The following is a 14062-nucleotide window of genomic DNA, read 5'->3' as shown; positions in this document are numbered from 1 at the left end:
ACTGCGGTTGGGTCAATCAGCGACCCGGATGCTCAGGGTGTTGGCCATGCGGTTCCCCACACCCGCGCTCTGGTTCACCTGAATCACGCCACGGCTGCCGGTGAAGGCCTGGTCACTGGTGGTGACCTGGCGGCTGCCGGTGGGTGTGCCAGTTGCTCCCGAGACTGGTAGCAGCGCCACGTTCTGTTGCGACAGGGCGCTGTCATCGACGCTTTGCGGTTGGGCACTGATGCTGACCCGCAAGGCGTTAATCATTTGGTTATTGGCCCCGGCGGACTGGTTGACGCCCAGTGCACCGTTGCCGTTGATGAACGAGTTGCCGCTGATGTCGCTGCTGGCGTTCATCGAACGGTTGGCGGCGGTATTGATGCTCTGCTGCAGGCTGTTGACGGCTTTGGCGTCTTTGCCTATGGCAATGGCCCGGCTGTTGACTTGCTGCTGTTGATCGCCGGCGGCCTGGTTGACCATCAGGTTGCCGCGATAGGCCGCGCCGGAATTATCGATCCGGGCCTGGTTGACCACCGCTACGGCGGAGTCGGCCAGGGCGCTGGTGCTGGCGAGCAGGGCGATTGCCATTACAGTGAGTTTCATCATCAGTTCCCCTTGCCGCCTAGGTTCATCAGGGGGCGCATGCCGGTTTCCATGGCCCGGTTGATGGTGCCGGAGATCCGCGCACCGGCACCGCTGCCAGCGCTGGCGCCCATGCCGGGCAGGCCATTGGGGTTGGTCACCACGTTGAGGCCGGGCATGTGGGTGGGGGCGGTGTTGTTAACGGTCTGCTGGATGCGCTGGCCGCTGCTGACCCCGGCGAAATCGCCATCGCTCAGCTCCCCCGTAGCCCTCAAGACCTGTTGCGAGGGGTTGGCGTTGACGGTGGTGGGGTTGGGGTTGGGCGCCAGCGGCTTGCGGCCGGCAGCAATGGGGTCAACAGGGCGCGTGAGCACAATAGTGCCGTCACCGGCCGCCACCACGGGCAGGCAATACATCGCGCTGAGGACACAGCCTGTCAGCAGGAGGCGGTTCAAGCGCTTATTGTTGTTGCCCATGTCGGCATTCCTTCTTTCAATGCGCTGGCCTTGTCAGCGTTGCGAAGGTGTAGAGCAGAAGCCGTGCCGCTTTTTGTTTGTGTCTTTAAATCAAAGGGTTAGCTCGGCGCCGGAGAACAGCGCGAGCGAGCCTGTATCAACGCTGAGACAGGCGTGAGGGCCGAGAACCGCTGGATGTGGTGAAAACGCTCTAGACCGGGCCTTTGGGCAGGGCTGTATCAGCCGCGTGACAGTTGCCCCATTAAAGGCGCGTGCCGCTGGCGGGGGTGGGGGTTCGGCGCACAAGGGTGTATCAGGAATGGACAGTTTCGGGGATTTTGCAGGCTTTTCAGCCCTGGTTCGGGGTGGCGAGCAGGCGCTCCACGGCGGCGAAGGCTTGCTCACGTCGCGCCGTCCAATCGCCAGTGACGACTTCGAATCGCCGCTGGTGCTGTTGCAGCCAGGCGTGGCTGGCATCGAAAAAGGCCTGGCGTTGCGCCAGGTCGGGCTGGCAGCGCAGGCCATCGCCCGTCCAAGCCACGCCTTCGGGAGAGAGCAGCAGGTGCAGGTCGTAATGGCGTGCCAGTAGTGCTTCCTCGATCCACCCCGGGCAGTCGCCGAACAGGGCCAGGCTCCAGAGCTGGTTGCTCAGCAGGTGGGTGTCGAGAATCAACAATTGCGGGGCCTGGGCGCGGGCCTGGTCTTCCCAGGCCAACTGCCCGCGGGCGATGGCCGGGATGTCGGCCAGGCAGGTGTCGCGCTGGGTTTGCTCCATGAAGTGGCGCACATACTCGCCCACCAGCACACCGCCAAAACGCTGCTGGATGCCTTCGGCCAACCAGCTCTTGCCGCTGGATTCCGGGCCGCTCAACACCAGCACTTTCATGGCTGCAACGCCGGGTCGGCGCGCCATTGGCGCCAGCCCTGCACGGCAATCAGGGTGAACAGGGCATAGAGGGCGGCGGTGAGGTACAGGCCCTTATAGACGAACAGCGCGACGAAGATCACGTCCACCACAATCCACAAGGCCCAGCATTGCAGGCGTTTCTGCGCCATCCACATCTGTGCCACCAGGCTGAGCCCGGTGAGGGCCGCGTCCAACCAGGGTTGCGCGGCGTCGGTCCAATGGGCCATGGCGCCGCCCAGCGCGAGGCTGCCGACTGCGCCGATGGCCAGGCCCTGCGCCACGGCCTGGGTGTTGAGCCGGGTGACCTGGCGGCCGCTGTGGCGCTCGCCGGCACGGGTCCACTGCCACCAGCCGTAGAGCTGCAACGCGGCGTAGATCACCTGCAAGAGCATGTCGGAATAGAGTTTGACCTCGAAGAAAATCCAGCTGTAAAGCAGCACCATCACCAGGCCGATGGGCCAGCACCAGGGGTTTTGCTTGACTGTCAGCCACACGGCTATCACGCCGAGCGTTGCGGCAAACAGTTCTAACCCGGACATGGCATTTCCTTGCAGAGCACGAAGAGGGCCGGGATTGTACCCCGTAGCAAGCGGGCGTGCCCGCGCTGGGGTGCGCAGTGCGCCCCGACGGTGGTGTGCCCGGAAGATTTTTACGGCCGCTACGCGCCCTTGCGCGGGCAAGCCCGCTTGCTACAACAGCAGCAGCGGGCCGGGAGGGAAGGTCAGACTTTGAACTGGCGCAGCAGGGCGTTGAGCTGTTCGCTCAATTCCTTGAGGTGAACGCTGGCTAGGCTCGATTGTTCGGCAGCCAGGGCGGTGCTTTGGGACAGCCCGGCGGCCTGGGTGACGTTCTGGTTGATGTCTTCGACCACATGGGCTTGTTGCAGGGTGGCGCTGGCGATGGAGGCGTTGAGGCCGTTGAGGTTTTGCAGGGCCTGGCCGATGGCGCTCAGGCTGGCGCCGGCCAGGCCGGCTTGCTCGATAGTCAACTGCGAGGCACGGCTGCTGTCACCGATCACCCGCACGGCGGCTTCGGAATGGTTTTGCAGGCGTTCGATCATTGCCTGGATTTCCGCCGTGGACTTCTGCGTGCGCTGGGCCAGCAGCCGCACCTCGTCTGCCACCACGGCAAAGCCGCGGCCTTGCTCGCCGGCGCGGGCGGCCTCGATGGCAGCGTTCAGCGCCAGCAGGTTGGTCTGCTCGGCGATCGAGCGGATCACCTCCAGCACGCTGCCGATCTGGGTGCTTTCGGCCGACAGGGTGCGGATCACCTCCACGGCTTGGTCGATGGTGCTGGACAACTGGTCGATCTGTTGCAGGCTGCTGTCGATATTGACCTGGCCCTGCTGGGCCTGGACCTGTGCATCGCGCATTTCGCTGGCGGCGTGCTCGGCGTTTTTCGCCACGTCCTGCACGCCGTAGGTGACTTCATTGATGGCGGTGGCCACCAGTTCCATTTGCTGGGACTGCTGCTGGCTACGTTCCTGGGCCTGGCTGGCGTTGTTGCCCAGATCCGTAGACGACTGGCCCAGGGCGCTGGCCGAGAGCTGCAGCTGGCCCACCACTTGGCGCAGCTTGGCGGTGAAGGTGTTGAAGTGACGGGCCAGTTGGGTGACTTCGTCCTGGCCGTGGGTGTCGAGGCTGCGGGTCAGGTCGCTTTCGCCGCTGGCGATGTTGGCCATGGCGTGCACAGCTTCCTGCAACGGCTGCACGATGCTGCGGGCAATCAGGATCACCAGCAGCGCCATCACCAGCGCGATCACGATGCCAATCAGCGAGGCTTTCCAGACCTGCTCATAGAACTGGGCCTGAATATCGTCGATATATACCCCCGAGCCGATGATCCAGCCCCAGGGCTGGAACAGTTGCACGTAGGAGGTTTTTTGCACCGGTGCCTCGGCCCCCGGTTTCGGCCAGCGGTAGTCCACGCTGCCGGCGCCTTTTTCCTGGGCGATGGCGACCATGGCGTTGAACAGCGCAAAGCCGTCCGGGTCTTTGATGCCGGACAGTTCCTTGCCTTCGAGCTTGGGGTTGGCCGGGTGCATGACCATGACGGGCTTGAGGTCGTTGATCCAGAAGTAATCGTCCTGGTTGTAGCGCAGCCCGCGCACGGCGTTCAGGGCTTGTTGCTGGGCGGCTTCGCGGCTCAGGGTGCCGGCGGTTTCCAGGCCGTGGTAGTAGGTGAGCACGCCATTGGCGGTCTCCACCACATGGCGGGTTTTCTCGGCCTTGGCCTGGTACAGGTCGCTGTGGATCTGATTGAGCATCAACATGCCCAAGGTCAATAGCATCAACACAGACACCACCAGGATCAGCCACAAGCGGCGGCTGATCGACACACTGCGTAAGCTATTCATTACCGGTCACTCCAGATTCTTGTTCTTGTCATTAAGGCCAAGCCATCCAAGCATGCTTTGGCCAATGGCACCAACCCTACCCAAGTCTACTAACGCGACAGCGCCAAACCGGTATGTCTGCTAGGATTTCGGCCGCGTTGGGCAAACCTGAACAGCGCTCAGGGAATTTTTCCCGATTCTACGGATCTCAGGCGCGCGCCAGTACGCGCTATGTTGTCGCAGTGAACGCATAAAAATTATTGACGGGGCATGCCAGGGGCATTGCTTCACGGGGGCTTGATGGATTTTTGGACCGCCGCATCGGCATTGATTCTTGGAGTTGTAGAAGGGCTGACGGAGTTTTTGCCCATTTCCAGTACGGGACACCAGATCATTGTTGCCGACCTCCTCGATTTCGGCGGTGAGCGGGCCATGGCCTTCAACATCATCATCCAGCTAGGGGCGATCCTGGCGGTGGTCTGGGAGTTTCGGCGCAAGATCCTCGACGTGGTCGTGGGCCTGCCCACCCAGCCGAACGCACGGCGCTTTACCGCCAACCTGCTGATCGCCTTTCTACCGGCGGTGGTGCTGGGGGTGGTCTTTGCCGACCTGATCCATGAATACCTGTTCAACCCCGTGACCGTGGCTGCCGCCCTGGTGGTGGGCGGTGTGGTGATGCTCTGGGCCGAGCGCCGCGAGCACGAGGTGCACGCCCACAGCGTCGACGACATCACTTGGAAGGATGCCCTCAAGGTCGGTTTCGCCCAGTGCCTGGCGATGATTCCCGGCACCTCGCGCTCGGGCTCGACCATCATCGGTGGCTTGCTGTTTGGCCTGTCGCGCAAAACCGCCACCGAGTTCTCGTTTTTTCTCGCCATGCCGACCATGGTCGGGGCAGCGGTGTATTCGGGCTACAAGTACCGCGACCTGTTCCAACCCGCCGACCTGCCGGTGTTCGCCATTGGCTTCGTCACCGCTTTCATCTTCGCCATGATTGCGGTCAAGGGCCTGCTGCGCTTTATCGCCAACCACAGCTACGCGGCGTTTGCCTGGTATCGCATCGTGTTCGGCTTGCTGATCCTGGCCACCTGGCAGTTCGCCTGGGTGGACTGGACGGCGGCCCAGCCATGAAGGCGCCGAACGGCGCACTGCAATACCCGCGCCTCAAGGTTCTGGTGTTTGCGCTGCTGGTTGCGTTGCCATTGGGTGGCTCGCTGGCCTTGTGGTTGCGCGGGGTGTCACCGATCCCATTGGTGGCCTACGGGGCGGTCAGCCTGTTGGCGTTCTTGCTCTATTGGCGCGATAAACGTATGGCCCGCGCCGGGCAGTGGCGCGTGCCGGAAAACGTCCTGCACGCGGTGGAACTGGCGGGCGGCTGGCCCGGCGCCTTGCTGGCCCAGCAGTTACTGCGCCACAAAACCCGCAAAGTCGCCTACCAACTGGTGTTCTGGCTGATCGTGCTGGCGCACCAGGTGTTTTGGATCGATCGCCTGTTCCTCGGCGCCACCCTGTTTTCGATTTTCTAGAGCAACAGGCCGACCTGGGTGCGCTTGGGCAGTTTGCTCACCACCAACTGGTGGGAGCGTCGCAGCAAGCCTTGCAGTTCTTCGGCGCCCAGCGGGTAGGGGGTTTGCATGATGATCCACTGCGCCCGCGCCAGATACGGCGCGGGGCCGATGCCAGGGCGGTCGATGTGGCCGAGGAACAGCGCCTTGTCCACCTTGAATGCCAGGGAATCGCCGCGTAGGTTCTGCAGGGCAAACATCTTGCTGCCCGCCACCGAAAACACCCGCACACCGCCCCATTTGTAGTCTTCCCGGGCGCCGGGCAAGGCCAGGCAGAAGGCTGCGACATCGGCTTCGTTCATCTTCATAACAGGCGATCCCCACAGACATTGAATGAATGGGCCAGATGATTGATCCATGCGCGCACGGCTGGCAACAACCCGCGGCGGTGAGGGTACACCGCCAGCAACCAGCCGCCGGGCAGTGACCAATCGGGCAGCAGTTGCACCAGTTGGCCACTTTGCAGCTCCTGCTCGCAGTACATCATCGGTAGCAGGGTGAACCCCAGGCCCGCCAGGGTGCAGGCCTTGCGCACCACAAAGTCATCGATGCCCAGGCGGGCTTCCAGGCTCAGCTCGGTGGCGTGGCCTTGCTGGTCGAGCATGCGCAGGTGCACCAGGCGATCGCTTTCCAGGGCGCCGAGCACCGGGACGCTTTTCAGGTCGTCGGGGCGTTCGATTTGGCGCTCTTGCAAAAACGCCGGGCTGGCCACCATCACCATTTGCGCCTGGCGCAGGCGACGGGTTACCAGCAGCGGGTCTTCGTCGCCCAACTCGCGCACCCGCAAGGCTACGTCTATGCCTTCGCTGACCAGGTCCACGCGGCGGTTGACCAGCATCACGTCCAGTTGCACCTGGGGGTAGCGTTCAAGAAAGCTGCCGATCACCCCCGGCAGGAACTCATGGGCCAGGCCCACCGGGCACGACATGCGCAACCGCCCACGGGGCTCGCTGGACATGCTCGCCACCGCCTCGTCGGCCATCTCCGCCTCCAGCAGCATCGCCTGGCAATGGCGCAGGTAGCGTTCGCCCACGGCCGTCAGCTTGAGGCTGCGAGTGGTGCGTTGCAGCAGGCGTGCGCCCAAGCGCTCTTCCAACTCGGCGATACGCCGCGACAGGCGCGACTTGGGAATGCCCAGCAAACGCCCGGCGGCAGCGAAGCCACCGGCCTCCACCACCTTGGCGAAATAGTACAGATCATTAAGGTCTTGCATGGGGTGGGCTCATTGTCCTGTCAGTGGGACGAATAATCGCATTATTACCGCCTAATAGGTGATTGGATTCACCTGTAGGATTGTCCCAACTTGATCGCCCTGTCGCGGTCCTCACTTGGAGATCCCACATGAAACTTCTGCATATCGATTCGAGCATCCTGGGCGACAACTCGGCCTCCCGTCAGTTGAGCCGCAGCGTGGTACACGCCTGGCAAGCCGCCGAGCCTGGCCTGGCCGTCACCTACCGCGACCTGGCGAGCGACGCCATCAGCCACTTCAGTGCTGCCACCCTGGTCGCCGCCGGCACCAGCGCCGAACTGCGTGACGCCGCCCAGCAGCACGAAGCCCAGCTCAGCGCCTCGACCCTGGCCGAGTTCCTCGCCGCCGACGCCGTGGTGATCGCCGCACCGATGTACAACTTCACCATTCCCACCCAACTCAAGGCCTGGATCGACCGCATCGCCGTCGCCGGCCAGACTTTTCGCTACACTGAAGCCGGCCCCGAAGGCCTATGCGGCAACAAGAAGGTGATCGTGGTGTCCACCTCCGGTGGCCTGCACGTGGGCCAGGCCACGGGTGTCGGCCATGAGGATTACCTCAAAGTCATGCTCGGCTTCATGGGCATCACCGACGTCGAGTTCGTTCGCGCCCATGGCCTGGGCTACGGTGAGGACGTGCGCGGCAAAGCCATGGGCGATGCCCAGGCGCACATCGATGAACAATTGTTCGCCGCCGCCTGATCGCCACGGCCAACAGCCACTAGACTCCGTAAGCGGCGCCGCTTGCGGAGTTTTTTTATGCTTGCGCTAAAGGCTTGGCGCGGGTTGTGCTTAAACCCGGCGGCGATGCCTTCAACCAAATCGACAGGGCTTTGCATGGCACGTTTGGGTGCGTTGTGGCTGATTTTTCTCTGGGCTGGCCTGGCGCCGGTGCACGCGGTGGCGGGCGGGCAGCCGCGCTGGAGTGTGGGTTATCACTGGATGAGTTTTCTCGACCCGCTGGACCAGCAACCGATGCGTGCGATTGCCTTCTACCCCTCCACGGCGTTGCAGCAAATCAGTGACGTGGAGGGCTACCCATTGCTGGCCAGCCAGGACGTGCGCCTCGCCCCGGGGCGTTTCCCGCTGCTCATGCTGTCCCACGGCAACACGGGCACGCCGCTGGCCCTGCATGACCTGGTCACCGCCCTGGCGCGCCAGGGGTTCGTGGTGGTAGCGGTGTTCCACCCCGGCGACAACGCCGAAGATCACAGCCGTTCGGGCACCCTGAGCAACCTCTACGGGCGGCCGTTGCAGATTTCCCGCGCCATCAGCGCCACCCTCGACGATTCGCTGCTGGCGGCGTCGGTCAGCGCGCGGCAGGTGGGGGTGATTGGCTATTCGGCGGGGGGCGAGACGGCGCTGATCCTCTCCGGTGCCACACCGGACCTGGAGCGCTTGCGCCGTTACTGCGCGCTACGGCCCAACGACCTTGACGCCTGCAGCACCCAAGGCGAGTTGATCGCCGACCGCGACGACCTGCAAGTGGTGGCCGATCCAAGGGTGGGGGCGTTGCTGTTGATGGCGCCGTTGAGCCTGAAATTCGGCCGCCACAGCTTGGCCGAGGTGCATGTGCCGGTGCTGCTGTACAGCGGCGACGGCGACAACCTGGTGGCCTACGACAAAAACGCCGCCGCCCTGGCGCGCAAATTGCCGTCGGCGCCGGATTTCAAACTGCTGCCCGGGGCCGGGCATTTTGTTTTCATGGCCCCCTGCACGGCGCAACAGCAGCGCGCCATGCCGGCGCTGTGCATCGACGCCGATGGGGTGGATCGCAACAGCATCCACCGCACCTTGATTGGAGAGGCCGGGCGTTTTTTTGCCCATGCGTTGGGTAAACCGGGCCAGGCCAGCGCCCACCACGAGCTGCCGTAGCAAGCCCGCTTGCTACATCAGCATCGACAAGGCGCGGCGTTTGAGCAGCAAGGTCAGGCCCAGGCCTGACACCGACAGCAACGCCGCGCAGAAGAATATCCACGAATACCCCAGGTTCAACGCCACCGCGCCCATCACAGGCCCGGCAATCGCCAGGGCCAGGTCAAAGAACACCGCATAGGCGCTCAGCCCCGCGCCACGGCTGGTGCTGGGCACCTGGGCGATGGCTTCCACCCCCAGCGCCGGGTACACCAGCGACAGGCCAAACCCCGCCAACCCCGCGCCCAGCAGGGCAAACCCGGTCGAAGGCGCCAGCCACAGCAACACCAGGCCGAGGGTTTCGATGCCCATGCAGGCAATCGCCGCCGCGAACCCGCCAAAGCGCTGGATGCTGGAGATAAACAATAGCCGCGAGAGGATGAAGCACACCCCGAACACCGTCAGGCACCACGCGGCGCCGCGCCAGCCCAGGTCGGCGTAGTACAGGGTGATAAAAGTGGTGAGGGTGCCGTAGCCGATGGATGCCAGGCACAGGCTGGCGCCATAAGGCGCGATACGCCCGAAAACCGCCCAGAACGGCATGCGTTCGCCCCCCAGCACCGGCACCGAGGGCTTGTTGCGGATCAGCAGCAGGGCCAACAGGGCCAGGGCCGTCAGGGCAATGCCCAGGCTGGCGAAGCCCAGTTGCGCCACCATCACCACCCCCAGCGGCGCGCCGATGGCGATGGCGCCGTAGGAGGCGATGCCGTTCCAGGAAATCGAGCGTGCGGTATGCTCGACGCCCACCTGGCCCATGCACCAACTGATGGTGCCCACCCCGATCAGCCCCTGGGCGATGCCCAGCAACAGGCGCCCGCCCAACAGCACCAGCAGGCTCAACAGCGGCCAGCCTTGCAGCAAGGCGGACAGCCAGGTCAGCACGCCACTGACGGCGATGCCGCCCAGGCCATAAACGATAGCGCGCTTGGTGCCGATGCTGTCTGACACCCGCCCGGCCATGGGCCGGCTGAGCAGGGTGGCCAGGTACTGCGCGCCAATGGTCAAGCCGGCCACCACCGCGCTGAAACCCAACTGCTCATGGACATAGCCCGGGAGCACGGCAATCGGCAGGCCGATGCACAAAAAAGCAATGAAGGTATAGAAAACGATCGACAGGATTTGCACGGTGACGGCCATGGAGCCGAGCGGTGGCGTGGGCTGTGCAGTCATGGGAACTCGTTCGCGGGTGGGCGGATTCACTCATTCTGGGGGCGCGGCGGGGTAAAGGAAAGCAGGCTAACGATTCAGCCGCAGGGTTGGCACAAAACCCTTCTGTAGCCCGGATGTTGCTTTGGCATCACCTCTTTGTGGGAGCAACTGCCTGACCCTACCACTCGTCACCTCCACTCAGCGCCGCCATCGCGAGCGGGCTCGCTCCCACAGAGGAAAATGAAAACCCCACCCACACCAGCGTTCAACGGTGGGCGTGGGCCTGCCCGCGATGGCGGCCTATCTGCCAACACAGATGTATGGGCCCGTCGCAGCCCATCGCGAGCGGGCGAGTGGTAGCGCGGCGCAATGAACGCCTCAAACCGCGAGCCTTGAGGTAGAGCCGATGACTTTTTCCAACACGCTGAAGTCGATCCAGTCGCGCACGTCGAAGCGCTGGGGGATGAAGTCCCAGCGGTGGAGGAAGTCGGTGAAGTCCTGCAACGCGCTGATGGAGCGCGAGTCGAGGGTGGTGCGCAGGCGGCGGTGGGCGTCTTCGCCGTAGGCGGCAGCGACCCAGTATTCGCTGGTGTTGAGCTCACGTGCGAGGAAGCGCCGGGTGTCGTCGGGGTTGGCCCAGGCCCACTGTTCGGTGCGCAGCACGGTGTCGACGATGCGCACGCTGGCATCGAAGTGCTCGCGCAGCAGGTGGGTGTCGACGGTCAGGGTGCGGGGCGTGCCGTTGTTGGCGCGGATCAGCGGGTCCGGGTGCGAACCGGTGTCCACCACCACATGCAGGCCGAACTCGTCCGCCAGGTGCACGGCGTGGGCGCCCTTGAGGAAAATCGCGTCGATATCGCCGCGCAGCAGGCCGATCAGCTCGTTGTTGCGGCGGCTGAAGCGGCTGGTGCCCAGGCTCACTTGCGAGCCATAGACGTGCTGCTTCTGCTCGTCGCTGTAGGTGCCGCCGTAGGGGTAGTCCACTAGTTCCACGTCGGCCACGTTCAGGCCTTCCAGGCGCAGGGCGTTTTCCAGGCCGCGCAGGGCCTGGGCGCGGGTGAAGTCGATCTGCACGTTGGCCCATTTCGGTACGCCGAAGCGGCGGTTTTTCAGGTCGCGGATGGTTTTCACACCACTGTCGGCGGTGGTCAGGATCAACTGCACCTCATCGCTCCACGACAGCCCCACGACCCGCGTCTGTGCGCCGCTGGCGTAGGCCCAGATCGCCGGGATATTGCCGCCGTGGCGCACCGAATTGACCAGGTGATGGTCGTAGTGGGCCTCGCGCACTTCCCGTTCGCTGGATTCGCGCAACGACTGAATGCGCGTGCCGAACGGGGCAAAGGCCTCGGCCAGGCGCCCGGACTGCACGGCGATGCCCAGGCCCGTGGGCACCGGGCTGTGGGTGTACCAGAGGGTGTCCAGTGGTGTGCTCATACGTTCTCGTCCTTTGAATCGGGCCGGTCAACCAGCCAATGCGGTGTGTGCGTTGAGCAGCGAATCCAGGGGCCTGGGGTCGATCCACTCGCGCACGTCGAAGCTACGGGGGATGAAGCGCCAGCGATGGAGGAAGTGGGTGAAGTCCTGCAGGGCGCTGATGGCCTGCTCGTCCAGGGCCGTGCGCAGGCGCAGATGGGCGTCCTCGCCGTAAGCGGCGCCGACCCAGTATTCGCTGCTGTTGGTTTCCCGGGCCAGGTAGCGGCGGGCTTCATCGCCGTGGCCGTGTGCCCAGTGCTCGGCGCGCAACACGGCGTCGAGGATGCCCTGGGCCACATCGAAGTGCTGCTCCAGCAGGGGCTGGTCCACCGCCAGGGTGCGTGGCGTGCCGTTGTTGCTGCGCACCAGCGGGTCGGGGTGCGAGCCGGTGTCGATCACGGTGTGCAGCCCCAGGTCGTGGGCGTACTGGGCGGCGCTGGCGCCCTTGAGGAAAATCGCGTCCACCTCGCCGCGCAGCAGCCCCAGCAGTTCCAGGTTGCGCGTCTGGTGCTGCGCTGCGCCCACCGGGCTGCCCGCCACCGTGCGTACCTGCGGGTCGCTGAAGGTGCCGCCGTAACGAAAATTCACCAATTGCATGTCACCCACCTGCAAGCCTTCCAGGCGCAAGGCGTTTTCCAGGCCGCGCAAGGCCTGGGCACGGGTGAAATCGATCTGCGCCCCGGCCCAGTCCGGCAGGCCGAAGGTGCGGCCCTTGAGGTCCTTGACGGTGCGGATGCCGCTGTCGGGGCGGGTCAGGATCAACTGCACTTCATCGGCCCAGGACAAGCCGAGCAGCCGGGTTGCGCGGCCTTGGGCGCGGGCCCAGATCGCCGGGATGCTGCCGCCGTGGCGCACCGAGTGGCGCAGGCTGTGGTCGAAGTGGGATTCGCGCACAGCCTGGTCGGCGGACTCGCGGATCGACTGCACCTGGGTGCCCAGGGCGCCGATGCGCTCCTGCAACCAGCCTTTTTGCACTGCAATACCCAGGCCGGTGGGCACCGGGCAACGGGTGTACCAGAGGGTGTCGAGAGCGTGGCTCATGCTGGGTTCTCCGCCGGCGTCAGGCGCTGGTTTTCATGTGGGGGGGCGACAGCGGGCCGTTCGTGCACCAGGGGCAGCACTTCCTGGCCGATGCGCAGGGCTTCTTCCAGGTGCGGGTTGCCGGCCAGGATAAAGGTCGAGAAACCGGCGTCGCGGTATTCCACCAGGCGTTCGGCGATGTTCTCGTGGCTGCCCACCAGGCCCACGGTCGGCCCCGGCTTGGCCTTGGCGAAACCGGCCCACAGGTTGGGGCCCAGGATCAAGTCCTCGAAGCGGTCGACGTTCTGGTGATAAGCCGTCTGACGTGCACCGCCCACTGAGTCCGAGCCGCTGGTGAAGCCCTGGGCGAGGCTGCTGCCACGGCCTTGGAGTTTGTCGAACTGGCGCCGCAGGTCGGCCCAGGCCAGCTCTTCGGTTTCCCGGGCGAACAGATCGACTCGCAGGCCAAAGCGCACGGTGCGCCCCTGTTTATCCGCCAACTCGCGCACCCGCTCGATGTGGGGTTTGAGCTTGTCTACCGGCTCGGCCCAGTTGAGGTACACATCGGCGTGCTTGGCGGCGACATCCAGCGCGGCATCGGAGAAGCCGGAGAAGTACACCCCAGGCTTGCGCTCGTTGTGCAGGCCTGGGGGCAGGGCGCCGTTCTCCAGTTGATAGACATCGCCCTCATAGGAGAACCGCTCGTTGTCCCACAGGCCCTGGATCACCTCCAGGAACTCGCCGGTGCGCTGGTAGCGGCGGTCGTGCTCCAGGTAGTCGCCCTGGGCGCGCTGGCTGGCGGGGTTGCCGCCGGTGATGATGTTCCAGTCCAGGCGCCCGTGGCTCAGGTGCTGCAGGATCGCCGCCTGTTGTGCGGCGTAGGCCGGCAGGGTCCAGGTGGCCTGGAAGGCGATCAAAAACCGGATGCGCCGGGTTTCCCGGGCCAGCGCCGCGGCGACGATCCACGGCTCCGGGCCAGTGGGCAGCAACGCGCCCTCGAACCCGGCCAGCTCGGCGGCCTTGGCCACCTGGGCGATGTAGTCGATGTAGGTAAAACCGTCCGCCTCGCCATTGGCCAAACGCCCAGGCGCGATATGGCCGGGGCGATGACGCGGGCTGCCGCGATTGTGTTTGTCGGTACTGAGCTGCGGCCCGTCGGTGCCCAGCGGCAAACGCCAGAAAAATTCAGTGCTCATGGGGTACTCCTGATCCACTTATGGGGTCCGGTGCCTGGCGGCGCGGATAACTGAACAGAGCGATTGCAACCCCCATGCCATGCCTCCAACCCCCAGGTTTACGGGGCTTGCCGCCTGGGCGCGGGGCGGGCTGCGTCTGTGGCAACACCTTGGCAGCAATCGCTGTTGCCCTTGTAGCAAGCGAGCAAGCCCCGGGCGGCGTGGCTCCGCAGCGATTTTTTTGC

Annotated in this window: 15 protein-coding genes; 4 read left to right on the top strand and 11 right to left on the bottom strand. The window is 64.7% G+C overall.

Translation table 11 applies throughout. The features are described 5' to 3' along the window. Positions 1 to 12 precede the first annotated feature (12 nt). The 5 genes from fapB to AC19YT_RS06905 form a co-directional block, all read right to left on the bottom strand. Positions 13 to 591, bottom strand: coding sequence for a fibril amyloid subunit FapB (fapB, locus tag AC19YT_RS06925; protein ID WP_095108208.1), 579 nt, complete (start codon positions 589 to 591; stop codon positions 13 to 15). A gap of 2 nt (positions 592 to 593) precedes the next feature. After that, the gene (fapA, locus tag AC19YT_RS06920) at positions 594 to 1046 is read right to left on the bottom strand and encodes a functional amyloid chaperone FapA (RefSeq protein WP_095108209.1); all 453 of its coding nucleotides are present in this window, start codon (positions 1044 to 1046) and stop codon (positions 594 to 596) included. 328 nt (positions 1047 to 1374) lie between these two features. Then, positions 1375 to 1911, bottom strand: a complete 537-nt coding sequence (locus AC19YT_RS06915; RefSeq protein WP_500597787.1) for an AAA family ATPase — start codon at positions 1909 to 1911, stop codon at positions 1375 to 1377. Next, positions 1908 to 2471, bottom strand: a complete 564-nt coding sequence (gene pnuC / locus AC19YT_RS06910) for a nicotinamide riboside transporter PnuC (protein ID WP_500609994.1) — start codon at positions 2469 to 2471, stop codon at positions 1908 to 1910. The genes AC19YT_RS06915 and pnuC overlap by 4 nt, the downstream gene beginning before the upstream one ends. A 182-nt stretch (positions 2472 to 2653) precedes the next feature. Then, entirely contained in the window at positions 2654 to 4288 is a 1635-nt protein-coding gene (locus AC19YT_RS06905; RefSeq protein WP_500609993.1) for a methyl-accepting chemotaxis protein, read from the bottom strand. Positions 4289 to 4567: 279 nt separating this feature from the next. Between AC19YT_RS06905 and AC19YT_RS06900 the strand changes: the two genes are divergently transcribed. Beyond that, positions 4568 to 5398, top strand: coding sequence for an undecaprenyl-diphosphate phosphatase (locus AC19YT_RS06900; protein ID WP_095108213.1), 831 nt, complete (start codon positions 4568 to 4570; stop codon positions 5396 to 5398). After that, complete coding sequence (locus tag AC19YT_RS06895; protein WP_095108214.1) at positions 5395 to 5793, top strand: DUF1294 domain-containing protein; 399 nt, start codon at positions 5395 to 5397, stop codon at positions 5791 to 5793. The genes AC19YT_RS06900 and AC19YT_RS06895 overlap by 4 nt, the downstream gene beginning before the upstream one ends. Here the strand turns inward: AC19YT_RS06895 and AC19YT_RS06890 are convergent. Together AC19YT_RS06890 and AC19YT_RS06885 are read right to left on the bottom strand one after the other, a co-directional pair. Continuing rightward, the gene (locus tag AC19YT_RS06890) at positions 5790 to 6140 is read right to left on the bottom strand and encodes an MmcQ/YjbR family DNA-binding protein (RefSeq protein ID WP_500609992.1); all 351 of its coding nucleotides are present in this window, start codon (positions 6138 to 6140) and stop codon (positions 5790 to 5792) included. The two genes, AC19YT_RS06895 and AC19YT_RS06890, sit on opposite strands and share 4 nt — an antisense overlap. Continuing rightward, on the bottom strand, positions 6137 to 7045 hold the full coding sequence (locus tag AC19YT_RS06885; protein ID WP_500609991.1) for a LysR substrate-binding domain-containing protein: 909 nt from the start codon (positions 7043 to 7045) through the stop codon (positions 6137 to 6139). Before AC19YT_RS06885 ends, AC19YT_RS06890 begins: the two co-directional genes overlap by 4 nt. Before the next feature lie 128 nt (positions 7046 to 7173). Between AC19YT_RS06885 and AC19YT_RS06880 the strand changes: the two genes are divergently transcribed. Both AC19YT_RS06880 and AC19YT_RS06875 read left to right on the top strand, forming a co-directional pair. Beyond that, entirely contained in the window at positions 7174 to 7785 is a 612-nt protein-coding gene (locus AC19YT_RS06880) for an FMN-dependent NADH-azoreductase (RefSeq protein WP_095108217.1), read from the top strand. 135 nt (positions 7786 to 7920) lie between these two features. Then, complete coding sequence (locus AC19YT_RS06875; protein ID WP_500609990.1) at positions 7921 to 8958, top strand: alpha/beta hydrolase family protein; 1038 nt, start codon at positions 7921 to 7923, stop codon at positions 8956 to 8958. A 12-nt stretch (positions 8959 to 8970) separates the two neighbouring features. Here AC19YT_RS06875 and AC19YT_RS06870 read toward each other — a convergent pair whose 3' ends face one another. The 4 genes from AC19YT_RS06870 to AC19YT_RS06855 all read right to left on the bottom strand — a co-directional run bounded on the left by AC19YT_RS06870 (position 8971) and on the right by AC19YT_RS06855 (position 13838). Further along, positions 8971 to 10167, bottom strand: coding sequence for an MFS transporter (locus AC19YT_RS06870; RefSeq protein ID WP_500609989.1), 1197 nt, complete (start codon positions 10165 to 10167; stop codon positions 8971 to 8973). Positions 10168 to 10524: 357 nt separating this feature from the next. Beyond that, entirely contained in the window at positions 10525 to 11583 is a 1059-nt protein-coding gene (locus AC19YT_RS06865; protein WP_500597799.1) for an ABC transporter substrate-binding protein, read from the bottom strand. A 27-nt stretch (positions 11584 to 11610) separates the two neighbouring features. After that, positions 11611 to 12663, bottom strand: coding sequence for an ABC transporter substrate-binding protein (locus AC19YT_RS06860; RefSeq protein ID WP_500609988.1), 1053 nt, complete (start codon positions 12661 to 12663; stop codon positions 11611 to 11613). After that, positions 12660 to 13838, bottom strand: coding sequence for an LLM class flavin-dependent oxidoreductase (locus AC19YT_RS06855; protein WP_500609987.1), 1179 nt, complete (start codon positions 13836 to 13838; stop codon positions 12660 to 12662). Before AC19YT_RS06855 ends, AC19YT_RS06860 begins: the two co-directional genes overlap by 4 nt. Between the last annotated feature and the right edge of the window lie 224 nt (positions 13839 to 14062).

This window comes from Pseudomonas sp. MF08875, assembly GCF_059862525.1.
The sequence above is the reverse complement of the archived record's forward strand: the minus strand, read 5'-3'. Positions and strand labels throughout refer to the sequence as shown.